The 22,730-nt window shown below is 73.0% G+C and carries 22 protein-coding genes and 1 tRNA gene; 13 read left to right on the top strand and 10 right to left on the bottom strand.

Annotated elements, in window-relative coordinates; genetic code table 11:
- The first annotated feature begins 40 nt into the window (after positions 1-40).
- Both cysS and rlmB read left to right on the top strand, forming a co-directional pair.
- Positions 41-1,456 (top strand): cysteine--tRNA ligase, encoded by a 1,416-nt coding sequence (gene cysS, locus GA0070216_RS18755; protein ID WP_091247547.1) that lies wholly within the window; start codon positions 41-43, stop codon positions 1,454-1,456.
- A complete protein-coding gene (gene rlmB / locus GA0070216_RS18750) occupies positions 1,456-2,601 on the top strand; it encodes a 23S rRNA (guanosine(2251)-2'-O)-methyltransferase RlmB (protein ID WP_091247545.1) in 1,146 nt (381 codons plus the stop codon). Before cysS ends, rlmB begins: the two co-directional genes overlap by 1 nt.
- Before the next feature lie 224 nt (positions 2,602-2,825).
- Here rlmB and GA0070216_RS18745 read toward each other — a convergent pair whose 3' ends face one another.
- The gene (locus tag GA0070216_RS18745) at positions 2,826-3,917 is read right to left on the bottom strand and encodes an ABC transporter ATP-binding protein (RefSeq protein ID WP_091247543.1); all 1,092 of its coding nucleotides are present in this window, start codon (positions 3,915-3,917) and stop codon (positions 2,826-2,828) included.
- 365 nt (positions 3,918-4,282) lie between these two features.
- On the opposite strand from GA0070216_RS18745, the gene GA0070216_RS18740 reads away from it, so the two are divergent.
- From GA0070216_RS18740 to GA0070216_RS18715, 6 genes are all read left to right on the top strand, one after another.
- Positions 4,283-4,359: transfer RNA gene (locus GA0070216_RS18740), tRNA-Thr, on the top strand.
- 172 nt (positions 4,360-4,531) lie between these two features.
- Complete coding sequence (locus GA0070216_RS18735) at positions 4,532-5,596, top strand: hypothetical protein (RefSeq protein WP_091247541.1); 1,065 nt, start codon at positions 4,532-4,534, stop codon at positions 5,594-5,596.
- Between the two features lie 110 nt (positions 5,597-5,706).
- Positions 5,707-6,111 carry a helix-turn-helix domain-containing protein gene (locus GA0070216_RS18730; protein WP_091247539.1) on the top strand — a complete coding sequence of 135 codons (405 nt, stop codon included), beginning with the start codon at positions 5,707-5,709 and terminating at the stop codon, positions 6,109-6,111.
- Positions 6,112-6,146: 35 nt separating this feature from the next.
- Complete coding sequence (locus GA0070216_RS18725; protein WP_091247537.1) at positions 6,147-6,566, top strand: VOC family protein; 420 nt, start codon at positions 6,147-6,149, stop codon at positions 6,564-6,566.
- 60 nt (positions 6,567-6,626) lie between these two features.
- A complete protein-coding gene (locus GA0070216_RS18720; RefSeq protein WP_091247535.1) occupies positions 6,627-7,244 on the top strand; it encodes a histidine phosphatase family protein in 618 nt (205 codons plus the stop codon).
- 117 nt (positions 7,245-7,361) lie between these two features.
- Positions 7,362-7,784 (top strand): ASCH domain-containing protein, encoded by a 423-nt coding sequence (locus tag GA0070216_RS18715; RefSeq protein ID WP_091247928.1) that lies wholly within the window; start codon positions 7,362-7,364, stop codon positions 7,782-7,784.
- Between the two features lie 10 nt (positions 7,785-7,794).
- Here the strand turns inward: GA0070216_RS18715 and GA0070216_RS18710 are convergent, their stop codons facing one another.
- On the bottom strand, positions 7,795-8,529 hold the full coding sequence (locus GA0070216_RS18710) for a hypothetical protein (RefSeq protein ID WP_091247534.1): 735 nt from the start codon (positions 8,527-8,529) through the stop codon (positions 7,795-7,797).
- 187 nt (positions 8,530-8,716) lie between these two features.
- The gene (locus GA0070216_RS18705; protein ID WP_091247532.1) at positions 8,717-9,289 is read right to left on the bottom strand and encodes a hypothetical protein; all 573 of its coding nucleotides are present in this window, start codon (positions 9,287-9,289) and stop codon (positions 8,717-8,719) included.
- Between the two features lie 168 nt (positions 9,290-9,457).
- Between GA0070216_RS18705 and GA0070216_RS18700 the strand changes: the two genes are divergently transcribed.
- From GA0070216_RS18700 to GA0070216_RS35590, 3 genes are all read left to right on the top strand, one after another.
- Positions 9,458-11,845, top strand: coding sequence for a M4 family metallopeptidase (locus GA0070216_RS18700; protein ID WP_091247529.1), 2,388 nt, complete (start codon positions 9,458-9,460; stop codon positions 11,843-11,845).
- 115 nt (positions 11,846-11,960) lie between these two features.
- Positions 11,961-12,731, top strand: coding sequence for an enoyl-CoA hydratase/isomerase family protein (locus GA0070216_RS18695; protein ID WP_091247926.1), 771 nt, complete (start codon positions 11,961-11,963; stop codon positions 12,729-12,731).
- 109 nt (positions 12,732-12,840) lie between these two features.
- Entirely contained in the window at positions 12,841-13,167 is a 327-nt protein-coding gene (locus GA0070216_RS35590; RefSeq protein ID WP_245722585.1) for a TetR/AcrR family transcriptional regulator C-terminal domain-containing protein, read from the top strand.
- Positions 13,168-13,265: 98 nt separating this feature from the next.
- Here the strand turns inward: GA0070216_RS35590 and GA0070216_RS18685 are convergent, their stop codons facing one another.
- Both GA0070216_RS18685 and GA0070216_RS34600 read right to left on the bottom strand, forming a co-directional pair.
- On the bottom strand, positions 13,266-13,709 hold the full coding sequence (locus GA0070216_RS18685; RefSeq protein ID WP_091247525.1) for an HNH endonuclease: 444 nt from the start codon (positions 13,707-13,709) through the stop codon (positions 13,266-13,268).
- 461 nt (positions 13,710-14,170) lie between these two features.
- Positions 14,171-15,139 carry a hypothetical protein gene (locus tag GA0070216_RS34600; protein ID WP_091247523.1) on the bottom strand — a complete coding sequence of 323 codons (969 nt, stop codon included), beginning with the start codon at positions 15,137-15,139 and terminating at the stop codon, positions 14,171-14,173.
- Between the two features lie 220 nt (positions 15,140-15,359).
- Here GA0070216_RS34600 and GA0070216_RS18675 point away from each other — a divergent pair, with 220 nt between their 5' ends.
- A complete protein-coding gene (locus GA0070216_RS18675) occupies positions 15,360-15,623 on the top strand; it encodes a hypothetical protein (RefSeq protein ID WP_091247521.1) in 264 nt (87 codons plus the stop codon).
- Positions 15,624-15,656: 33 nt separating this feature from the next.
- Here the strand turns inward: GA0070216_RS18675 and GA0070216_RS18670 are convergent, their stop codons facing one another.
- Together GA0070216_RS18670 and GA0070216_RS18665 are read right to left on the bottom strand one after the other, a co-directional pair.
- A complete protein-coding gene (locus GA0070216_RS18670) occupies positions 15,657-17,183 on the bottom strand; it encodes an FAD-dependent oxidoreductase (RefSeq protein ID WP_091247519.1) in 1,527 nt (508 codons plus the stop codon).
- 120 nt (positions 17,184-17,303) lie between these two features.
- Positions 17,304-17,831, bottom strand: coding sequence for an MSMEG_6728 family protein (locus GA0070216_RS18665; protein WP_091247517.1), 528 nt, complete (start codon positions 17,829-17,831; stop codon positions 17,304-17,306).
- 121 nt (positions 17,832-17,952) lie between these two features.
- Between GA0070216_RS18665 and GA0070216_RS18660 the strand changes: the two genes are divergently transcribed.
- Complete coding sequence (locus GA0070216_RS18660; protein ID WP_245722584.1) at positions 17,953-19,749, top strand: potassium channel protein; 1,797 nt, start codon at positions 17,953-17,955, stop codon at positions 19,747-19,749.
- On the opposite strand, the gene GA0070216_RS18655 is transcribed toward GA0070216_RS18660, so the two are convergent.
- The 3 genes from GA0070216_RS18655 to GA0070216_RS18645 form a co-directional block, all read right to left on the bottom strand.
- Complete coding sequence (locus GA0070216_RS18655) at positions 19,750-20,985, bottom strand: APC family permease (RefSeq protein ID WP_091247919.1); 1,236 nt, start codon at positions 20,983-20,985, stop codon at positions 19,750-19,752. It abuts the gene before it with no gap.
- Between the two features lie 165 nt (positions 20,986-21,150).
- Positions 21,151-21,666: a peptidoglycan-binding domain-containing protein gene (locus tag GA0070216_RS18650; RefSeq protein WP_176739039.1), complete on the bottom strand. Its 516-nt coding sequence runs from the start codon at positions 21,664-21,666 to the stop codon at positions 21,151-21,153.
- Positions 21,667-21,882: 216 nt separating this feature from the next.
- Positions 21,883-22,653 (bottom strand): phosphatase PAP2 family protein, encoded by a 771-nt coding sequence (locus tag GA0070216_RS18645; protein WP_091247513.1) that lies wholly within the window; start codon positions 22,651-22,653, stop codon positions 21,883-21,885.
- Positions 22,654-22,730 lie beyond the last annotated feature (77 nt).

The raw sequence follows: 22,730 nt of genomic DNA, 5'->3' as shown, positions 1-22,730 counted from the left end.
CGGGCCGACCCCGGAAAGCACGGACAGCTACCCTGGTACGGTGACGCTACGCCTGTATGACACCGCTGCCCGATCGGTGCGGGACTTCGTCCCGCGGGAAACCGGCAAGGTGGGGGTCTACCTGTGTGGTCTCACCCTCCAGGCGCCGCCGCACATCGGTCACCTTCGCTCCGGCGTCAACTACGACGTGTTGCGGCGCTGGCTGTCGGCTGCCGGTTTCGAGGTCACCTTCATCCGCAACGTGACCGACATCGACGACAAGGTCCTCGTCAAGGCGCAGGAGCAGGGCCGTCCGTTCTGGTCCATCGCGTACGCCAACGAGCTGATCCTGGCCCGGTCCTACCGGGCGCTGAACGTGCTGCCGCCGACGTACGAGCCGAGGGCCACCGGGCACATCCCGGAGATGCACGAAGTGATCGCCCGGCTGATCGAGACCGGACACGCCTACCCGGCCACCGACGGCTCCGGTGACGTCTACTTCGACGTGTCCTCGTGGCCGGCGTACGGGTCGCTGTCCGGTCAGTCGCCGGACGACATGCAGTCCGCCGGGGACGCCCCCGAGCGGGGCAAGCGGGACCCCCGGGACTTCGCGCTCTGGAAGGGCGTCAAGCCGGACGAGCCGGCCGACGCCTACTGGCCGTCCCCGTGGGGCCGGGGCCGCCCCGGCTGGCACATCGAGTGCTCGGCGATGTGCCTGCGTTACCTCGGGGCCGAGTTCGACATCCACGGCGGTGGGCTCGACCTGATCTTCCCGCACCACGAGAACGAGATCGCCCAGTCGCAGGCCGCCGGGTTGCCCTTCGCCCGTTGGTGGGTGCACCACGGGCTGCTCAGCATCGGCGGCGCCAAGATGGGCAAGTCGCTCGGCAACGCCCTCGACCTGAGCTACGTCGACTCGCTCGGGGTGCGACCGGTGGAGCTGCGCTACTACTACGCGGCGGCGCACTACCGGTCCCGGATCGACTACTCGGAGGACGCGCTGCGCGAGGCGGCGGTGGCGTACCGGCGGATCGAGGGGTTCGTCCAGCGGGCCGTCGAGCGGGTCGGCCCGGGGCAGTTCGGGGAGCTGCCGGCGGAGTACGTCGCCGCGATGGACGACGACCTCAACACCTCCGCCGCGCTCGCCGTCCTCCAGTCGACGCTGCGTGACGGCAACACCGCGCTGGCCGAGGGGGACGATGTGACCGTCCGCACCACCCTCGCCGCCACCCGGGCGATGCTGGATATCCTCGGGGCGGACCCCCTCGACCCGGCCTGGGCCGGCGGCGGCCGCGCCGACGATCTGCGCGGCGTGGTGGACTCCCTGATCGCGCTGGCCCTGGAGCAGCGCGCACAGGCCCGCAGCCGCAAGGACTGGACCGCCGCCGACGCCGTCCGCGACCAGCTCAAGCTGGCTGGCGTGGTCGTCGAGGACACCCCCCAGGGCCCCCGTTGGACTATTGGAGAGCAGGACTGATGGCCGGCAACTCGCAGCGCCGTGGCCGGCGACTGACGCCGAAGGCGGGTGCCCCCAAGGGCTCCGGTGGCAAGAACAAGGACTCCCTCGCGGGTCGGGGCAAGACCCTGCCCGCCGACGAGCGGCCCTGGCACAAGGCGTACTCGGGCACCGAGAAGCTGCCCCAGCGCACCGCCTGGAAGCAGGACAAGGAGCGTCGGGCGGCGGTCGACGAGGGCCGTGCGCCCAAGATCGGCCAGCCTGGCACCAAGGACACCACCTGGGGCAAGGGCACCCGGGGGATGGCCCCGGTCCGGGCCGGCGCGGGTGGTCGCGGTGGCGCGGGTGGTCGGGCCGGCGCAGGTACGGGCCGTGGCGGTCCCCGGGTCGCGCCGGGGCGCAAGTCCAACCCGTCCCGGGACAGCCCGGAGCTGCTGGTCGGTCGGAACCCGGTGCTGGAGGCGCTGCGCGCCCAGGTGCCGGCGACCGCGCTCTACTCCGCGCAGGGCATCGACGCCGACGACCGGATCAACGAGATCACCCGGACGGCCGCCGACCGGGGCATCGCCATCCTGGAGATCAGTCGGGCCGAGCTGGACCGGATGACCGGCGGCGTGCTGCACCAGGGCGTCGGCCTCCAGGTGCCGCCGTTCGCCTACCAGCCCTTCGAGGACCTGATGGCGGCCGCGCTGGAGCAGGCCGCCCCGCTGCTGGTCGCGCTGGACGGGGTCACCGACCCGCGCAACCTGGGTGCGGTGATCCGGTCGGCCGCCGCGTTCGGCGCGCAGGGTGTCTTCGTACCGGAGCGTAGGGCGGCCGGGATCACCGCGACCGCCTGGCGGACCAGTGCCGGCGCGGCGGCGCGGGTGCCGGTGGCCCAGGTCACCAACCTGACCCGGTCGCTCAAGGCGTGTCAGGACGCCGGCTTCATGGTGGTCGGCCTGGACGCCGACGGCGACACCGACCTGTACGACCTGGAAGCCGCCGTCGGCCCGCTGGTCGTGGTGGTCGGCTCCGAGGGGCGTGGCCTGTCCCGACTGGTGGGGGAGACCTGCGACCTGACGGTCAGCATCCCGATGATCTCCGAGGTGGAGTCGCTGAACGCCAGCGTCGCCGCCGCCGTCACCCTCGCCGAGGTGGCCCGCCGCCGCGCTGCGGAAGGCTGACCGGCCGCCGGCACCGGTGCGACCCGGCCGGGTAGACCGGCGGCCGGCACCGGTGCGAACCGCCGGCCCGGGACGGCCACGCGCCGACAACTGCGGGCTGATGTCGGGGAAGTGGTCGCCGTCGCGTCCGGCGGCGACCAGGCCGAACAGGGCACGGCCGGGGGACGACATACGAAGAAGGGGGCGGTCCGCCGAAGCGGACCGCCCCCTTTCGCGCGGTGGAATCAGATGCGCTGGCCGGTGGCCGCGTGGAAGACGTGGTTGCGGCCGGCGCGCGGCTTGACGAACACGGTGTCACCCATGTTCGGCATGGTCCGCCGGTCGGTGCGGACCACGAAACGCTCCTCGTGGCCCTCCAGCGCGGCGTGCCCGTAGACGTTGGCGTCCGAGCCGAGGTCCTCGACCAGCTCGACCACGACCGGCATGCCGCCCTCGGTCGGGCTGACCAGGTCGCAGTCCTCCGGGCGGAAGCCGACGGTGACCTTGTCGTTGCCACCCTCGCCACGGGCCGCCTCGACCTGCTCGCGGGTCAGCGGGATGTGCAGCTCGGCGAAGGCCGCGCCCCGCTCGTTCAGCGCAACGGTCTTGATGTTCATGGCGGGGGAACCCATGAAGCCGGCGACGAAGACGTTGGCCGGGGTGTCGTAGAGCGCGCGCGGGGTGTCCACCTGCTGGAGGACGCCGTCGAGCATGACCGCCACCCGGTGACCCATGGTCATGGCCTCGACCTGGTCGTGGGTGACGTAGACCGTGGTGATGCCGAGCTTCGCCTGGAGCGAGGCGATCTGGGTACGGGTCTGCACGCGGAGCTTGGCGTCGAGGTTCGACAGCGGCTCGTCCATGAGGAAGACCTGCGGCTCGCGGACGATCGCCCGGCCCATCGCGACGCGCTGGCGCTGGCCACCGGAGAGCGCCTTCGGCTTACGGCTGAGGTACTCCTCCAGTTGGAGCAGACCGGCCGCCTCCTTGACCCGACGGTCGATCTCGGCCTTGGGGGTCTTGCGCAGCTTGAGGGCGAACGCCATGTTCTCGTACACCGACATGTGCGGGTAGAGGGCGTAGTTCTGGAAGACCATCGCGATGTCGCGGGCCTTCGGCGGGAGGTGGGTGACGTCCCGCTCGTCGATGTAGATCGCGCCGTCGTCGACGTCCTCCAGGCCGGCGAGCATCCGCAGGCTGGTGGACTTGCCGCAACCCGACGGGCCGACCAGGACGAGGAACTCCCCGTCGCCGATCTGGAGGTCGAGCTGGTTGACCGCGGGGCGTTCGGTGCCCGGGTAGATCCGGGATGCCTTCGCGTACGTGACCGTAGCCATGGTGGTGCGCTTCCTTTCACCGGCAGGAACGTGCCGGACGATCCGAGTGAAGGAGCTGTCGGCACCCACGGTGCCGACCTACGGACCCCATCCGGAGGCAGCCGTAGCCGACCCCGGGTGTCATCCGTGTCACTGCACGGTAAACGGGATTTCCAGCTGTGCCAAGACGGGATACACCGAGTGGGACGGACGGCATACGCATTTCGGTCAGGCAGGCACGGCCGGGCATCAATCCCCTCGCCTGACGGGGGTGCGGTGCGCCGATTCGTCGGTGGGACGGGCGCAGAATTGACGTTTTCCATGCTCGGGGACCCTGCCGGCCGGGATTTCCCGACGTCAGTCGCTATGCTGACGTCGCACCACGCGCCCCTGTAGCTCAGCTGGCCAGAGCACTCGCCTTGTAAGCGAGATGTCGCCGGTTCGATCCCGGCCGGGGGCTCCAATTCCACAGCACGGCCGCCACTGGCGTTGCCGCCTGTCGATCCGTCGATATCGACCGGGCGCACGCTCCTGTCATCACCTCTGCCCTGCGTGACCGAATGGTCACTTCCGGTGGATGAATCGAGCTGGTTGAGTGGAAGGACCCCACCCCACCGGCTGAGACGGGCTGCCTCATGATCCTCATCGCCCCGCGTCGACTGTGCACCATCCTCACCGTCGGCCTGCTGGCGGCGACACTTGTCGCACCCGGACCCGCGATGGCCGCGCCGAGGACGGACAGCGTCCCGGCCTGCATGATGCATCCGCTGCCCCTGCCGGCCGGCGCGAGCCTGGCCTGGGACGCGATGCTCGTCGACCCGGCCGGCCGGTTCATCGTCGGCACCGGCAGGCGGGCCACCGATCAGGGGCAGGAGTCGCTGCTGCTGCGGTGGGACGGCCCGCGCGTCACCGTGTTGACGAGATCACCCGGTCTGCTGGTGGCCGTCAACCGGCACGGCGTCCTGGTCGGCGACAGCTCCACCAGCACCGGCAACCGACCGTGGCGCTACCGGGACGGCCGGGTGGAGTGGCTGCCCCTGCCGCCGAACGGGATCGGCGGCTATGTCACGGCTGTCAACAGCCGAGGGGACATCGTCGGCTACGGCGGTTACCTGGAGGAACCGGTGACCCTGCTCTGGCCGGTCGACCGACCGGACACCGTCGAGGTTCTTGAACCCGGCGGCATACCGGTGGCGGTCCTCGACGACGGCACCATCGTCGGTGAGGTCCCCGCCGAGGAGGACCGCTCGTCGCGCGATGCCGGGGCGCGTGCTGCCGCCGGGCGCGGGGTCGCCCCGCCGCCCGTTGCCTGGGTGCGTCGTCCCGACGGGCGGATCGACCGGCTCACCGCGCCCGGGGCCGTGAAGTCGACGGTGCGGGCGGCCCGGGGAAACTGGGCGGTCGGCCTTGTCGCCGACACGGCGGACGGTCAGTACTGGCGGATGGTGCGCTGGGACCTGCGCACCGGGGTGGCGACCCCGGTCAGACCGGGATTGATCGCCATGACGGGCGTCAACGCCGCCGGTAGCCTGCTCTCCGACTCGATGGTCGATCACCTTGATCGCCGGGTGCCACTGCGCAGCGTCGTCTCGGACCCGGTGACCCGCGTCATCGCCGAGGCCATCGCCGACAACGGTCTGGTCGTCGGCAGGGCCGCCGGCCTGCAGGTCTCCTTCCCGGTCCGGTGGAGCGGCTGCTGAGCGTTCCGGATCTCCGCAGGGCCCACCGTCGCCGGTCGCGGCGGGACCACGCCGGTCGGTCCGGCTGGGTAGCCTGGTCGGCGCGGAGCTAGGACGACGGGCGGGGGCCGATGAGTCGTGCGGTGGAGCAGTCGAACCGGGCCATGTTGCGGGCCCGGGACGCGATGGACCGGGCGTACGCGGACCCGTTGGACATCCCGGCGTTGGCCCGGATCGCGCTGGTCTCCGAGGCGCACTTCATCCGCACCTTCCGGGCCACCTTCGGTGAGACCCCGCACCGCTACCTGCAACGACGTCGGGTGGAGCGGGCGATGGCGATGCTGGTGGAGACCGACCGGGACGTCACCGAGATCTGTTACGCCGTCGGGTTCAGCAGTCTCGGCTCGTTCAGCCGTACCTTCCGGCAGATCGTCGGTGAGTCGCCCAGCGGATACCGCAGCAGCCGGTCGGCGGGCGACGGGCCGGTGCCGAGCTGCTTCGCCAAGGCTTGGACCAGGCCCAGCAGTTTTGGATAAGCAGCAGGTCAGGGGCCTGGCATAGCGTTCCCGGCATGACGATGAACGCGATCACCCGTTCCCAGCTCTACGTCCTCGACCAGGACGAGGCGCTCGACTTCTATGTCGGCAAGCTGGGCTTCGAGGTCAATACCGACCAGGATCTGGGCTTCATGCGGTGGCTGACGGTCAACGTGCCCGGCGACCCGCAGCGGGAGGTGCTGCTGGAGAAGCCCGGCCCGCCCGCGTTGGACCCGGCGACCGCCGAGCAGGTCCGGGAGCTGCTGACCAAGGGTGCGATCGGTGGGTGGCTGAGCATCACCACCGACGACGCCCACAAGACGTACGAGGATCTGGTGGGCAAGGGCGTCGACATCACCGACGAGCCGACCGAGCGCCCGTACGGCATCGACTTCGGCATCCGGGACCCGTTCGGCAACCGGATCCGCATCGGCCAGATGTTCCCCCGGGCCTGAGGGCGGCGTGGTCGGGAAGCGCGGGTTACGCTCGCGCCTCCCGACCCTGACGAGGTGGCGATGGGTGTGCGGCTGCTCTACCTGGCCCGGCACGGCGAGCAGGATGGCGGATCGGCCGACGGCGCGCTCTCCGCCCGGGGCCGCCGGCAGGCGACGTTGCTGGGGGAGCGGTTGCGGGGCGTACCGCTGCGCGCGGTGCACCACGGGCCGTTGCGCCGGGCCGGGGAGACCGCCGCCCTGGTCGCGGGGTCGCTGCCCGGCGTTCCGGTGTACGCGACCGAGCTGGCCGGCGACCACCTCCCGCACGACACCGATCCGACCGGCCTGCCCGGGGCGTACGCGGAGCTGCTGGCCGGTTTCGCCGCGCGGGAACGGATCGACGGGCCGCGCCGCACGGCGGAGGCGGTGGCCCGCTTCGCCGTCGCATCAGCCGAGGCCCCGGCCGACGTGGTGGTGCGTGAGCTGGTGATCACCCACAACTTCCTGATCGCCTGGCTGATCCGGCACGCGCTGGAGGCCCCGGTGCACCGCTGGCTGGGGCTCAACCTGCAGCACTGTGCACTGACGGTGATCAGGTACGCCGCCGCCGGGCCGCCGAACCTGATCACCGTCAACGATGTGGCGCATCTGCCGGCGGACCTGCGGGGCACCGGTCTGCCACCGGAATACCGGGTGTGAGCGGCGCGGCCGGCGGCACATCAGGTGTGGGCGGCGCGGCTGCCGGCATGCCGGGTGTGGGGCGCGGCCGCCGGAATATCGGGTGTGGGTGGCGTGGTCGGCGGCTACCGTCGCCCGATGACCGCGCCGAGCTTTCCCGATCTGCCGAAGTGCGAGTTCGCCTTTCCCGGTCCGCTGCGCGACCAGCTCGTGGCCGCCGTGCTCAGCGGGGAGAAGACCTCCACCACCGGTCTGCTCCAGGACTACGAGCGTGACGGTGAGCCGCTGCCCGTCGTGGGTGACCGGGCGGTGGTGGTCGACTCCGCCGAGCGTCCGGTCGCGGTGATCGAGGTGACCGAGGTACGGCTGGTCCGGCTCGGCGACGTCGACCTCGATCACGCCCGGGACGAGGGGGAGGGGTACGACTCGGTGGCGGCCTGGCGGGCCGGCCACGAGGGGTTCTGGCACGGGTCGGACTACCTGGGCTGGCTCGGTGACCCCGGGTTCCGGGTGGACGACGACACCGTCGCCGTGGCCGAACGGTTCCGGGTGGTCGGGTGAGGCTGGCCGGTCAGCCGGTGGGCTGTTCCAGCTCGTCGCGTACCGTCAGGAAGTCCTCCTTGCGGTCGGGCTGCTTGGTGGCGGTCAGGAAGACCACCACTCCGGCGATCTCCGGGTCGGCCCAGGCGCAGGCGGTGAGATGACCCTCGTCGGCGGTCCGGCCCCGCCCGCAGCGGGCCTCGCCGCCGAACCGGCCGAACTCCACCGTCCTGAGCTTCGGAATCCGGTACGGCTTCAGCAGCCGGGCCAGGGTGGCCTGCGGGTCGGTGATCCGGCCCGAGACGGCGCTCACGATGATCGTCTCGGGGCCGTTCCGACCCCGGCCGTACGTTCTCTCGACGGTGCTGGTGGCCGGGGTGGCCTCCCGGGCCAACTCGTTCAGCCGGAACCGGGGCAGTCCGGCCGGCAGCGGGGCACCCGAGCGGGGCAGACCGAGCAGGGTGTCCGGGGTCCGCAGCGTCCGCGCCGCGGCTGTCGGGGCGGGGCCCGCCGACTGCCCGGCGTCGGCCACCGCGCAACCGGAGACCAGGACGGCGGCGACCACCGCGGGCAGCACCCCGGCCAGGCGGCCGAGCGGTCGACGCGGGCCGGCCTGGTGACGCCTGTCGAGCGGGCGGCGCGGGCCGGCCTGGTGGCGCACGTCGGCCGGGCCGAGCGGTCGACGCGCACCGGCCGGGCCGGCCGGGTGGCGCGGATCGGTCAGGTCGAGCGGGCGGCGCGGACCGGCGGGTCGTCTCTTCGGCACAACGCTCCTCGCGGCAATCGGAGCGGGTAGGTTATCCGACCGGTGTCGCCCTGGTTTGTCGTCGGCCCCCCGATTTCACGGTGGGCAGTTCTCCGGTCCGGGGCGGCGGAATCGGGTGTGGGCGGGCACCGCACCCCGGCCGGGGTGCGGTGCCCGCTCGGAGGGTCGACGGTCACCGCGTCGGTGGTCAGCCGGTCGTGGTGGTCTTCAGCAGCAGGGCGGCCAGTTGGGGCGCGGCGGCCGGCGGTTGCGGACCGCTCGGGCAGTCGGACCACTCGACGCTGCGGGTCCCGACGGTGAGCTGATAGGCGTAGGTGTCCGCGCAGCGGCCGTCGGGCGGGCCGCCGCGGCTGCGGGTGGCCGGGCCGGTGAGCGTCCGGAGCTGGTCGAGCTGTGCCGGGGTGAGCCGGCCGGTACGGGTCGTGCCGGCCCGGTCGGTCGTGGTCCATCGACCGTCGGGCTCGACGGTCACCGTGTCGCGGTTCCCCGCGAAACCACCGGAGCGGGTCAGGGTGACCCGGTCGACGGTGGCGGCGGACTCCGTGACGCCGGGACCCCGCGTGGTGCCGGCGTCGGCCGTACCGCCCGGGGTGCCGTCACCGGCAGCGGCGGTCGGGGTGGCGGTGGTGGCCGGGGTGGCGGCGGTGGCCGTTGTGGTGGCGGGCGGTGCCGCAGGTGAGCCCGGGTCGCTCGCTGAGCAGCCGGTCAGCAGGCCGAGGGAAACCGTGATCGTGGTCAGGACCAGGGCGGGTGATCTCATGCCGTTCCGACGCGCATCGACGTCAATCGGTTCCCCGGGCAGGACCCCTCCTCCGTTCGGCCAGTGTCGTGTCATGGAACCGCTCCATCCCTTCTCTTTTCTTCGATGTATCGCTATATCTACATGCGTGACCACCCCCGTCACATCTTTCCCTTGCCAGGAGGGCACGTGAAAAGACCCGTCGCCGCCGTCAGCGCAGCTCTGCTCACCAGCGGATTGCTGACCTGCGTCGTCACCGCAGCGCAGGCGGCTCCGGCCGCCCCTGCCCCCGACACCGCCCCTGCCGCCCGCGCCGAGAGCCTGCTGCGCAGCAACCCCGGTGCCGTGCAGGGCGTCAGCGGAGAGGCCTACCAGGCCGTCCGCACCAAGGTCGATGCCAACGGTGCGGCACACGTCCGCTACACCCGTACCTACCAGGGTCTGCGGGTGTACGGCGGTGACTTCGTCATCCACACCGCGCCCAACGGCACCCTCGCCGGCACCTCGGTCGGCCTGGCCGCTCCGCTCACCCTCGGCACCGCCGCCAAGATCTCTCCGGCGGCGGCCAAGGCGACGGCGCGCAAGGCGTTCTCCGGCAAGATCACCGAGGTCGGCGCACCGGAGCTGTTCGTCGACGCCAGCTCCGGCAAGGGCCGGCTCGCCTGGGAGACCGTGCTGTCCGGCTGGAAGGCCGACCAGCAGACCCCGTCGAAGCTGCACGTCATCACCGACGCCAGCACCGGCCGGGTCATCGGCGCGCACGACGAGATCGAGTCGGTGGTCGGCAGCGGCCAGGGCATCTACACCGGCTCGGTCAGCATCGACACCACGCTCTCCGGCAGCACCTACCAGATGATCGACCCGTCGCACGGCAACGGCCGCACCTGCGACATGAACAACGGCACCAGCACCTGCACCACGTTCACCGACGCCGACAACGCCTGGGGCGACGGCACCAACACCAACCGGCAGTCCGCCGGCGTCGACGCCCACTTCGGTGCCGCCAAGACGTTCGACTACTTCAAGAACGTGCACGGCCGCAACGGCATCTTCGGCAACGGCACGGGTGTGCCGAGCCGGGTGCACTACGGCCGCAACTACATCAACGCCTTCTGGGACGGCGCCCAGATGACCTACGGCGACGGCGCCAGCAACGCCCGCCCGCTGGTCTCCCTCGACGTCGCCGGCCACGAGATGAGCCACGGTGTCACCGAGGCCGTCGCCGGCCTGGTCTACTCCGGCGAGTCGGGCGGACTCAACGAGGCCACCAGCGACATCTTCGGCAACATGGTGGAGTTCTACGCCGCCGCGCCGAGCGACCCGGGCGACTACCAGGTCGGTGAGAAGATCAACATCAACGGCAACGGCACCCCGCTGCGCTACATGTACAACCCGTCGCTGGACGGCTCGTCCGACTCGTGCTGGACCACCAGCACCAAGAACAAGGACGTGCACTACTCCTCCGGCGTCGCCAACCACTTCTTCTTCAACCTCGCCGAGGGCACCGGCGCCACGTCGTACGGCACCTCGCCGGTCTGCGGCTCCGCCCCGGCGGTCACCGGCATCGGCCGGGCCAAGGCCGAGAAGATCTGGTACCGCGCCCTGGACGTGTATTTCACCTCCAACACGTCGTACGTCAACACCAGCACCCCGGCGAACACCGCCCGCGCGTACAGCCTGAAGGCGGCCACCGACCTGTACGGTAGCTGCTCCACCGAGTACAAGGCCGTCCAGGCGGCGTGGACCGCGGTGGCCGTGGCCGGCAGCGACGCCCCCTGCTCCTCGACCGGTAACGACTTCTCCGTCGCGCTCTCCCCGACCTCCGGGTCGGTGACCGCGGGCGGCTCCGTCGCCACCACCGTCGCCACCGCGACCACCAGCGGCACCGCGCAGACCGTGACGTTCTCCGCGTCCGGCCTGCCGACCGGCGCGACCGCGTCGTTCAGCCCGGCCTCGGTGACCTCGGGTGCCTCGTCGACCCTGACCATCGCCACCTCGGCCAGCACCCCGGCCGGCAGCTACACGGTGACGGTCACCGGCACCGGCGCGGTGGCCCACTCGGCCAGCTACGCGCTGACCGTGAGCAGTGTCGGTGGCAGTTGCACCGCCGGCCAGAAGCTGGGCAACCCCGGCTTCGAGTCCGGCAACACGGTCTGGGCGGCCAGCACGGGCGTCATCGGGCAGAACGGCGCCAGCCAGCCCACTCACGGTGGCACCTGGAACGCCTGGCTGGGCGGCACCGGTGGCACCCTGACCGAGACGCTCTCCCAGTCGGTGAGCCTGCCGGCCGGCTGCGCGACGTACAACTTCAGCTTCTGGCTGCACATCGACACGCGGGAGGCCAGCACCACCACCGCGTACGACAAGTTGACGGTGCAGGTGCTCAACTCCTCCGGCACCGTGCTGGCGACCCTGGCGACCTACTCGAACCTGAACAAGGCCACCGGGTACACCCAGCGCTCGTTCTCGCTGGCTGCGTACGCCGGCCAGAGCGTGACCCTGAAGTTCACCGGCACCGAGGACGCCTCGCTGCGGACGTCCTTCGTGGTCGACGACACCGCGCTCGACGTCTCCTGACCTGACCGCTGTGTCGGCGGGCCCGACGACCACCCCTCCTGGGTGGTCGTCGGGCCCGCGCCGTTATGGTCGCCGCACCGACGCGGCACGTGCCGGTGGCGCGACGAGAGGGGTGGTGGCGGTGTCGGACGCGGAGTTGACCGTCGGGGTGACCGGCGCGGTGGCGACGGTGACGATCCGGAACCCGGGCCGGCGCAACGCGATGACCCCGGCCATGTGGCGTCGGCTGCCGGTGCTGCTGGACGGCCTGGAGGCCGACCCGGCCGTCCGGGCCCTGGTGCTCACCGGCGCCGACGGGGCGTTCTGCGCCGGCGCCGACCTCGGTGACCTCGACGAGCTGCTGGACGCGAACGGGGACGCGGGCATCGCGGTCGCCGCCGAGGAGCGGTTGGCCGCGTTCGCCAAGCCCACCGTCGCGGCGGTGCAGGGCCCCTGTGTGGGCGGTGGTTGTCTGCTCGCGGTCGCCTGCGACCTGCGGATCGTCGCCCCGGACGCCCGGTTCGGGGTGCCACCGGCCCGGCTCGGGCTGGTCTACCCGGCACCCACCACCCGGCGGTTGACCCGGCTCGTCGGCCCGTCCACGGCCAAGTTCCTGCTCTTCACCGCCGAGTTGATCGACGCCGAGCGGGCGCTGCGGGTCGGCCTGGCCGACGAGGTGGCCGACGACCTGACCGGCCGGGTCGCCGCGATCACCGCCACCATCGCCGCGCGCTCCCAGCTCAGTGTCGCCGCCGCCAAGGAGATCGTCGACGACCGGGCCGGCCCGGCCCGGATCGCCTGGTGGCACCGGAAGGTACAGGACAGCGGTGAGGCCCGCGAGGGCGTCGCCGCCCACCAAGAGCGCCGCACGCCCGACTTTCCCTGGTCCCCGTCCGCCGGTCACTGACCGTCGTCAGGACGCCGGGCGCGGCCGGGACTGGGCCGACGGCGGCGCAGACCCGAACCCCGGACGACCCGCGCGCGATGGCACTGCGCGACGCGGCAGGCATCCCGCCGTGACCCCACTGCTACCCATCCACCGGCACCGCTCATCGACCGTGCTCCGTTGGACCGAGGCGCTACTCGGCGTCCTCACCGACGGTGGCCTCGACGGCACCCGCCGGGTGATAGCTCTGCGTGCCCTCCTCGCGTACGCCGTCGGCGCGATCCAGTTGGAACATCTGGGCCCGCTCTCCGGAGCCGGGACCACCGCGGTGGCGGCGTTGTCCCCGGTGACCTTCCCGCATCTGACGGCCACCGCTGCCGAAGCCCGCAGACTGGAGCCGGATGCGGAGTTCGGCGGCGGTCTCGACCTCCTCCTCCGGGGCATCGACGACCGCTGACGAGCGGCGAGGAGTCTGAAGGTGGCACGACGAGGGCCGGCGGGCGTCGCGCCGGGGCGTACCCCGATGCGACCCCCTGTGCCCGCCGGCCGGTCCCGTCACCGCCCGGCGAGGCTCGCCCAGCTCGGCGTCAGTGGCTCCTGCCGCAACGGCATGCCGGCCTCGGCCGGCGTCCGGTCCCCCTTGCGCTGGTTGCACCCGTAGCAGGCGGCGGTGGTGTTCCGCCAGGTGTTCCGGCCGCCGCGCGAGCGGGGCAGCACGTGGTCGACGGTGCCGGCCGACCCGCCGCAGTACGCGCACCGGCCGCCGTCGCGGCGCAGCACACCGGCCCGGGACCAGGCCGGACCGGCGCTGAACCGCCAGCGGGTGACGACGTACCGGACGAGGCGGACCACCCGGGGGACCGGGAAGACGCCGATCACCCGGTCCGGCTCGGCCTCGTGGATCTCGGCGACCCGGCGGCACAGCATCCGGATCGCGTGTTGGACGGTGACCCGGTGCAGCGGGCCGAGGTCGGCGTTGATGACGAGGACGGCGTCCACCGGGCTCTCCCTTCACGGTCGGCGGTTGATCGGGCCGGCCGGTGGGGCCGCCCGTCCGGAGCGGAACCGGCCGGCCGGACCCGCCGCCGGGCCCGCGTGTGGGCCTGGGCGACGAAGGCCGCCCGGTCCACGTGGGACGGGGCGGCCGGCGCGTGCGGGCACGCGTCAGTCGGGATTCCCGTCCCGGGGGTGTTCGGCTCGGTAACCGTCGATGGGTAGCGTCGACCACGCGCTGGTGAGGTGCGGCGACGTCATGGCGTGCTCCCGAATCGACTGGTTGACCTTGCGCGGACCACGGTAGGCGCGGCAGTACGGGCGGGCAACGCATTTCGATGCCCGCACGCCACTCCGCTCACCGGGCGATCTTGGCGGTAAGTGGCCCCTCTGGGGGCCGGAATCTTCCAAGATCTACGGGAACTGCCGCGTTCGGTGCTCGTCGGCCCGGCCGACCGGGTGCCGTCCTACGAGCGGATCGACCAGACGGTGACGTCGACCGAGGCCGGCGTCGACCCGTAGCGGTTGTGGTCGATCCGGACGTAGTTGACCACCGTCGGCTCGCCCGGGTCCGGCTGGCAGTAGGTGACCGGGGTGCGGTCGACCAGTTCGAGATCGATGCTCGAATACCGCTGGGCCTTCGGGTTCCGGCAGCCCTCGTAGCTGAGGTCGTCCGGGTCGTCGGTCCAGTTGTAGAGGGCGAGCTGGTGGTCCTTCGCCTGGAAGATCAGGGTGCCCGCGCCGGTGCCCCTCGCCAGCCGGGGTTTCGGCAGGAAGTAGACCGAGTCGTCGGCGAGCAGCTTCCAGTGCGGCGCGTCCGCCGGCGGCACCCAGTCCGGCCCGACCGGCCCCGTGGTGAGCGTCGGCCTGCCCGTGGGGGTCGGCCCGGGGCCGGACGTCGGCCCGTCCGGACCCGGCTCCGGGGTCGCCGGGGTGGTGGCGGGCGTCGCCCCGGACGGATCGGTCGTGGGTGTCGACCCGACCGGGGTCGGCGGGGCGGTGGGGTCGGCCGACGAGGCGTCGGCGGAGGTCGTGGGGGAGGCACTTCGCGCGTCCGGCGTGCGGTCCATCGGCCAGGAGAGCACGGCCACCGCACCGACGATCACCAGCAGCAGTACGGCGATTCCGGCCGGCAGCCGCCAGCGCTGCCAGCGGCGGCGCGGCCCCGGGTCCGACGGTGTGGCGGCGGACCCGGCCGGGGCGTCGAGCGCGGGCGGGGTCGCCCCCGCCGGCACGGCGGCGGCGTCCGCCGCCGCCCGGGACAGCCGTGGGTCGATCGCGCTGAACAGGGACAGCAGGCCGAGCGCGCTCGCGGCGAAGACGCCGGCCAGGCCCACCAGTGCGTTGGCCTTGTCGACCCCCATCCGCCAGGCCAGCACCGCCACCCCGAGGGCGGCCACGGCGAGCAACGTGTAGGCCTTTCGCGGTCCCGTCATGCGAATCATGGTGGCCGGGACCGGCGGGACCCGGTGTCGGGTAGGCGACGCTGCGTGTTCGCCGCGTGACATCGGGACCTTCGGCCGACCGGAGACACCCGGGACGGGCGTGCCGACGGGACCTTCGGCCACCGTCGGACGGTCCTTGCGCCCCACCGCCGAGATGGCCGTCGATGGATGCTGAGGGTGTCCGAAAGGCGCCAACCGCCGAGGCGAAAGCATGTCGACCGCACTCGCCACCACGATCGACGCCCTGGTCGCCGACGGCCTCAAGGCCCTGGCCGACTACTACCGCTACGACCCGGAGCAGATCGACCACATCGTCCGGAAGGCGTCGGTGGCCGCGCTGGCGTACGAGGCGGCGCCGCCCCAGCAGGCACTCAACGCCTACGAGGACCAGTGCGCGCCGGCCAACCCCCGGATGCCGATGCTCGACGACATGCAGCAGCTCATGCGGGACGCCTACCAGGGCACGTCGGGCTGACCGGTCAGCCCGCCCGGTCCGCCCCCGGGCGGCTCACTTCCCGGCGAGCAGGCCCCGGGGGCGGACCGAGTGGACCGGTTCGGCGGCGGCCCCCTCGGCGCGCAGGATGTGGTTGGCGGCGATGATCCCGGTCGCCGCCGACCGCTCCATCAACGCGCTCGGGAAGTCGGTGCCGATGCCGTCCCCGGCCAGATAGAGGCCGTCGGCGTCGGTACGTACCCCGGGCCGGCCGGCGTGGCTGCCCGGGGTGAACGCCGGGGCCTGCGCCTCGACCCGGGCGCGCAGCTCACGGACGCCCAACCCGGCTACCTCCGGCCAGAGCCCGACCAACTCGGCGCGCATCCGTTCGGCCAACTCCCCGGCCGGCACCCCCTCGTCGCAGGCGTACGCGTGCAACTCCACCACCGCGCCACCGGTGCGTTGCGCCCAGCGGCGGGACTCGTTCTCCAGCCGGTGGTAGAGGGTCACCGAGTCCAGGGTGGGCTGTCGGGACACCCCGCTGAACACCGCCCGGTCGGCCCGGACGTCCCCGTCGAGCCAGTACCGCGCCACCGCGTACGGCGGGCCGGGCCGACCGAACGCGGGCATCCGCACCACCAGCTCGGGTGCCGCCGCGACCAGGCCGGGGGAGGCGGCGACCAGCGCGGCCAGCGCGGGCGGGTCGACGGCCAGCACCACGTGCCCGGCGGGGTGGACGGTGCCGTCGGCGGTGGTGACCCGCCAGCCGTCCGGCTCCCGGTCCAGCCGGGTGGCGGCGACCCCGGTGCGCACCCGGCCGCCGTGCTGCGCCACGTGCCGGGTCAGCGGCTGCCAGATCGCCGTGGCGTAGTCCTCGTCGGGGCAGTCGAACGCCAGCCCCTCCGGGTTGCCCAGCAGATAGAAGTGGAACTGGGCGATCATCTCGGCGGCCGACATCTCCGCCTCGTGGTTGAAGAACGAGTGTGAGAAGACCTCGAACAGCATCGCCCGCGCCCGGTCCGGCAGCTTCAGCGAGGCGAGCAGCGTATCGGCGGTGGTGTCGTCGAACTCGGCATAGGTGCGCACCGGGTCGTAGCTGAGCAGCGGCAGCGCGGCGTCCCGGTCCATCCCGCGCAGGTCGGTCAGGCGCAGGCTGGGGCTGCGCAGCAGGAGCGCCAGCAGGTTCACCGGCGGGGCCGGGGGCAGCCTGCCGAACTCCTCGGTGGGCCACTGCGCGGACAGGATCGGGTAACCGGGGATCGGCTTGAGGAAGCCGAGCGTCGGGTCGACCCGGCGCAGGATCGACCGCCAGTTGTAGTACTGCCGGAAGAACGCGTGGAAGCCGTGCTCGTTGACCTGGCTGCCGTCGGCGAGCGCCTCCGGCCATGCACCGAGCCGGCCGCCGAGCGTCGGCGCGGCCTCCAGCACGGTGACGTCCACCCCGCGTTCGGCGAGCACCACCGCCGCCGACATGCCGGCGATCCCACCGCCCACCACCACGGCCGTGGTCTGCCGGGCCACCCGGGGGGCGCCCCCACCGCCCGGGTCCACCACCTGCTCGCGTACGCCGATGAGCCGGCCCAGCTTCTGCGACAGCGCCATGTGCACCTTCCGACCCGAGGGGCCCCAGTCTGCCTGACCTCGCCGGATCCGGCCCGGTCAGGCAGGCCCGCCACCACCGGCGGAGGCGTCGGTGGGGTCCCCGACGGTGGCGTCGGCGGATCACTCGGCGGGAGTGTTGCTGGGGTCCCCGGCGGGAGCGTCGGCGGGTTGCCCGGCGGCGAGCGGGGCCCGGTCGGACGGGGGCCAGACGTACTCCAGGTCGGACGGAACGTCGCCGAACCGGGGGCGGTAGTGGTCGGGGTCCTTGCGCAGCAGCGCCGCGCGGTGGCTCAGGTGCAGGTCGTCGCGGCCCCACCAGGGCGGCAGCTCACCGGCGGCGGCCAGCTCGGCCTGGGTGCGTACCCGGCCCGCGCCCCGGGCGGCGGTCAGGTCGGTGACCAGCGTGGCTGCGCAGGTGTCGGCCCGACCCGCCGCGCACCAGACCGCGCACACGTCCAGCCCGTACCGGGTCAACGCCTCCTCGTAGCCGGCCCACATCTTGACCGCCGGGTGGTGCCGCCAGCCGTAGCCCGGCCGGGTCAGGCCGCGCAGCACCTGGAGCGCCTCCACCCGCTGTTTGCCCAGCCGCCGCTGGTCGAGGACCCGCGCGCTGGCCAGGAAGCCCGGGTACGGCAGGAAGGTCTGCACGGCGCTGCTCTACCCACCGTCACGCCCACCATGTCTGCGGGACCACCCGCGTCGTCCCCGCACCGGCCGGTGCGGATCACCAGGGCTGCGCCCGCCGCGACCGGCTGGCTACCATCCGGGCATGGCCGAACCCCTGCGTGATCGTGCCCGGCGCGCGACCGGCTGGCGGCTGCGGATGAACGGCGACTCCCACCCGCACTACGTGATATGCGGCAACGACCCGCTGGCGTACTGGGTGGTCCGGGCGCTGTTCGGCACCGAGCTGGCCCAGGGCCGGGTCCGGATCACCCTGGTCGTGCCGGAGCGCCGCCGCTCGGAGGGCCCCGACGGGCGGGACATCGACGGGGTCCAGGTGATCCGGGCCGACCGGCTCGACGAGGCCACCTTCCGCCGGGCCGGCCTGGCCGGCGCGGACGGGTTGGCCCTGCTGCACCAGGACGACGTGGGCAACATGCACGCCGCGCTCTGCGCGCAGGAGGTCGAACCCCGGCTGCGCCTGGTGGTCCGGATGTTCAACACCAGCCTCGCCAACGGCCTGCGGCAGCTCTTCCCCGACTCGGCGGTCCTGTCCGACGCCTCGATGGCCGCCCCGGCGTTCGTCGCCGCCGCCCTCGGTGAGGTCGCCCCGACCCACTTCCGGCACGGCGGCCGTACCCTCTACGTGGCCCGCCGGGACGACGTCCGTCCCGCCGACGTGGTGTGCGGGCTGGCGGTCACCACCGACCCGGACCTGGTCCGGGTGCTGCCCGCCGACGAGAAGGCCGCCGACGTGGTGCTCGCCGAGGCGACCGGCCAGCCGGCCGGCACCGAGCTGGCGGCCCGCCGGCTGGTCCGGGCCCGGCGTCGCCGGCAGCCCCTCGCGGTGCTGCTCCGGGCGGTCCGCAGCTTCGCCACCCGCAAGATCGGCATCGCGGTGCTCACCCTGCTCGGGGTGATCGCGCTGCTCGGTTGGCTGAACGCCCGCGCGGTCGAGGTGAGCTGGACGGAGGCGCTCTATCTGACCCTGGTCACCACGCTCAGCGGCCAGGACCCGGACGTCGCCAAACCGGCCGCCGCCCAGATCATGCAGGTGGTGCTCAACCTGGCCGGGCTGGCGCTGATCCCGCTGAGCACCGCCGTGGTGGTCGACGGCATCGTCAACGCCCGGCTGGCCCTGCACGCCGGTCGCATCCAACCGGAACGTACCGGGCACGTGGTGGTCGTCGGGCTGGGCAACATCGGTACCCGGGTGATGGCGCAACTGCACGACTTCGGCGTCGAGGTGGTGGCGATCGACCGGAGTGCCGAGGCGCGGGGTGCGGCGCTGGCCCGGCGGCTGGGCGTACCGCTGATCGTCGGGGACGCGGCCCGGGAGGAGACGTTGCGCTCGGCCTCGGTGGAGCACTGCCAGGCGCTGGTGGTGGTCTCCACCGACGACGGGGTCAACCTGCGGGCCGCGTTGAACGGTCGGGCGCTCAACCCGGAGCTGCGGGTGGTGCTGCGGCTCTTCGACGGTGACTTCGCCGAGCGGATCCAGCGGGCCTTCGGCATCGGCATCTCGCGCAGCGTGTCCTACCTGGCCGCGCCGTCGTTCGCCGCCGCACTGCTGGACCGGGCGGTCATCGCCACCATCCCGGTCGACCGGCACGCCCTGCTGGTGGTGGAGGTGCCGGTGGTGGCCGGTGCCGCGCTGGACGGCCGCCCGCTCAGCGCGGTGGCCCGACCCGGCGAGGTGCGCCTGCTGGCCCACTCCCGGGTCGGCCAGAAGACCGACTGGCGGGCGGACCCCCGGATGGTGATCTCGGCGGGGGACCGGCTGACCGTGGTGGCCCGCCGGGCCGGGCTGGGTGCCCTGATCCGCGAGACCACCCCGCCCCCGCCGCCGGCCCCGCAGCAGCCGCCCGCCGGGGTGCCGACCCCGCGTGATCCGCAGGAGTGACTAGCGGCCGGGGCGGAGGGCGTACCAGAGCGCGCCGAGGGCGAGCACGCCGAAACCGGCGAGGACGCTGGCGGTCGGCAGGTTGACCGCGAGCAGCAGGCAGCCGACCAGCCCCAGCGCGGCGAGCGCCCGGACGGGCAGCCGTCGGGCCGGGTCCCGGCCCAGGGTCAACGCGGCGGCGTTGGTGATCGCGTAGTAGACCAGCACCGTGCAGCTGGAGAAGCCGATCGCCCCGCGTACGTCACCGAGCGCCACCACCGCCACCACCACGGCGGCCACCGCCAGCTCGGCCCGGTGCGGGACCTGGCGGACCGGGTGCACGGCGGCCAGTGCGCCCGGCACGTCCCGGCGGCGGGCCATCGCCAGCACCGTCCGGCCCACCCCGGCGAGCAGGGAGAGCAGCACCCCGGTCACCGCCACCGTGGCCCCGGCCCGGACCACCCAGGCCAGACCGGGCAGCCCGGCGACGGTCACCACGTCGGCCAGCGGCGTGGCGGAGGCTGCCAGCCGCTCCGGGCCGAGGACGCCGACCGCGACCACCGCGAGCACCAGGTAGACCGCCAGCACCGCCCCGAGGGCCAGCGGCACCGCCCGGGGGATGGTCCGGGCCGGGTCGCGGACCTCCTCACCGAGGGTGGCGATCCGGGCGTACCCGGCGAAGGCGAAGAAGAGCAGCCCGGCGGCGGTCAGCACGCCCCGGGCCGTACCGCCGCCCTCGGCGAGCCGGTCGAGCCGGACGTTCCCGGCGGCCAGGCCGGTCACCGCGACCAGGGCCAGCACCGCCAGCACCACGACCACCAGCACCGTCGTGGCGGCGACGGTCCGGGTGACGCCGCGCAGGTTCACCGCGGTCACCGCGAGCACCGCGCCGACCGCGACCAGTCGGGCCTGCCCCGGCCACAGGTACGCCCCGATGGTCAGCGCCATCGCCGCGCAGCTCGCCGTCTTGCCGACCACGAAACCCCAGCCGGCGAGGAACCCGGCGAACGGGCCGAGGCGTTCCCGGCCGTAGACGTAGCTGCCGCCGGACTCCGGGTAGTGGGCCGCCAGCCGGGCCGAGCTGGTCGCGTTGCCGTAGGCGATGAACCCGGCCAGCGCCAGCGCCACCAGCAGCCCGCCGCCACCGGCCGCGGCGGCGGCCGGGGCGAAGACCACGAAGACGCCCGCACCGAGCATCGCCCCGAGCCCGACGACCACCGCATCGGGTACGCCCAACCGCCGGCTCAGTCGATCCACCACGGCAGGCTAGGGGTCGGAGGTGAACGGGCGGTCCCCGCCGCGCAACCGGCCCGGCAACTTCACCGCCTGGTCTCCGCGCCGGTCATGGTGTTCGGTGCGCGTTGTCCACGGTCGTGAGGCGTAACCGGCAACGCACTCACCCGGCAGTCATCCGACGTACGGTCAGGAGCAGATGCTGAAGTTCGCGTAGGCGTACGAGAGGAGTTGCCACTCCAGGTCGGGGCCGAGGCTCATGTCCCACCTACCGTCGGCGCGGCGACCGAAATAGATGAAGTTGGTGCCGGCACCGTCGTAGTAGAACCACGACTCGTACACGCTGAGGCGGGTTGCCGCCTTGGTCAGGGTCCCGGAGCCGACGACGCCGTCGCTGCGTAGGCCGCGGTCGCTCTGCCACTTCGTCGTGGCGGCGGTCGTGACCGGCCCGAACCGACAGTCGATCCCGGAGCGGTCGAGATAGCCGTCGGCCCACAGGATCATCTGCCACATGGCGACGACGTTGTGGTGCGGGCGCGTCGAGGCGGAGATGGGGCCCTCATCCGCCCAGTCGTCCGTCCACGTCCCCGCACCCGCGACGTACCCCTGGCTGACGGAAGCCGACGCCGGCGCTGCGGAAGTGGCGAGAGCGCCGAGCATGGCGACGGCCACCGCCGTCGCGACGACCCTGATTCGCAGAAACATGGGCATCCTCCTCTGCCTGCCTGCCTGCCTGCCTGCCGGACGGGCTCCGCCGGATACAGGCTTGACGATTTCTCGTCCGTTGTCAGGCAGCCTTCCGTCGTCCGGCGGGCGGGAAGCGGACAGTTGGCCCAGGGCGGGGCGGCGATCTTCGTATCCCTCGCTCCGCTTCGCCGGGGCAAGGCGTCACGTTCGCCACCGGACGATATCGCGGCCCAGCTAGGCGTCGGAGGTGAACGGGCGGTCCCGGTGGCGCAACCGGCCCGGTAACGGCAGGTCGTCCCAGGGGAACCGGCGCAGCAACCGATCGAGCAGCAGCCCGAGCAGCAGCCCGGCCACCGAGTCGGTCAACCAGTGCCAGCCCAGGTAGGTGGTGGTGCACAGGAGCACCAGCGTCGGCACCAGCCAGACGGCGGTGACCAGCGGTCGGGGCATCCGCCGACCGACGGTCCGCAGCAGCGGGGCGAGCAGCAGGGCGAGTACCCCGTACCAGACCATCGCGCCGGCCACGTGCCCCGAAGGGTACGACTGGGCGTAGCCGACCGGCAGGTCGTGCTGGAACAGCGGCAGGGTCCGTTCCGGCGGCAGGAAGGGTTCCTTGATGCTGGCGGTGGGGGCCGGGCGGGCCGTCCACACCTTGAGCGGGCCGATGGTCAGCAGGGTGAGCACGAAGGCGACCACCGGGGGCAGCACCGGGCGGACCGAGCGGAGCCGGACGGCCAGCAGCACCCCCAGGGCGGCGGCCAACAGCGCCAACGGGGTGCCCTGGCCGATCAGGTTGAGCACTCGGGCGACCCAGTAGGCGGCGGCCGGCCGGTGTGCGTCCGCCCAGTCGGCGACCGCCCGGTCGATGCCGAAGAGGTGGTCGGTGGCGAGCGCCACGGTCAGGCCGACCAGGGCGGTGAGCAGCAGCAGGTCGCACCACCAGCCGGCCGGGCGGACCGGCCGGAGCCGTGCTCCGCCGCGTACCGTCGTGGTGGTCTCCCGCATGCGATCACGCTACCGGCCCACCCCGGCGGCCGTGGTGGCGCGGCCCGTGGCCTGGCGTGGCGTGGCGGGGGATCTCG

Origin of the sequence: Micromonospora matsumotoense (assembly GCF_900091525.1) — a bacterium.
Lineage (GTDB): Bacteria > Actinomycetota > Actinomycetes > Mycobacteriales > Micromonosporaceae > Micromonospora > Micromonospora matsumotoensis.
Note: the sequence above shows the minus strand (reverse complement) of the source record. Positions and strands in the feature narration are given on the sequence as shown.

Coding starts and splice junctions, on each gene's coding strand:
- GA0070216_RS18715 (WP_091247928.1), top strand. CDS start 7,362: ATGACCGCGCCGAGCTTTCCCGATCTGCCGAAGTGCGAGTTCGCCTTT.
- GA0070216_RS18650 (WP_176739039.1), bottom strand. CDS start 21,666: ATGTTTCTGCGAATCAGGGTCGTCGCGACGGCGGTGGCCGTCGCCATG.
- GA0070216_RS18745 (WP_091247543.1), bottom strand. CDS start 3,917: ATGGCTACGGTCACGTACGCGAAGGCATCCCGGATCTACCCGGGCACC.
- GA0070216_RS34600 (WP_091247523.1), bottom strand. CDS start 15,139: ATGACGGGACCGCGAAAGGCCTACACGTTGCTCGCCGTGGCCGCCCTC.
- GA0070216_RS18670 (WP_091247519.1), bottom strand. CDS start 17,183: ATGGCGCTGTCGCAGAAGCTGGGCCGGCTCATCGGCGTACGCGAGCAG.
- rlmB (WP_091247545.1), top strand. CDS start 1,456: ATGGCCGGCAACTCGCAGCGCCGTGGCCGGCGACTGACGCCGAAGGCG.
- GA0070216_RS18730 (WP_091247539.1), top strand. CDS start 5,707: ATGAGTCGTGCGGTGGAGCAGTCGAACCGGGCCATGTTGCGGGCCCGG.
- GA0070216_RS18645 (WP_091247513.1), bottom strand. CDS start 22,653: ATGCGGGAGACCACCACGACGGTACGCGGCGGAGCACGGCTCCGGCCG.
- GA0070216_RS18705 (WP_091247532.1), bottom strand. CDS start 9,289: ATGAGATCACCCGCCCTGGTCCTGACCACGATCACGGTTTCCCTCGGC.
- GA0070216_RS18660 (WP_245722584.1), top strand. CDS start 17,953: ATGGCCGAACCCCTGCGTGATCGTGCCCGGCGCGCGACCGGCTGGCGG.
- GA0070216_RS18725 (WP_091247537.1), top strand. CDS start 6,147: ATGACGATGAACGCGATCACCCGTTCCCAGCTCTACGTCCTCGACCAG.
- GA0070216_RS18675 (WP_091247521.1), top strand. CDS start 15,360: ATGTCGACCGCACTCGCCACCACGATCGACGCCCTGGTCGCCGACGGC.
- GA0070216_RS18720 (WP_091247535.1), top strand. CDS start 6,627: ATGGGTGTGCGGCTGCTCTACCTGGCCCGGCACGGCGAGCAGGATGGC.
- GA0070216_RS18735 (WP_091247541.1), top strand. CDS start 4,532: ATGATCCTCATCGCCCCGCGTCGACTGTGCACCATCCTCACCGTCGGC.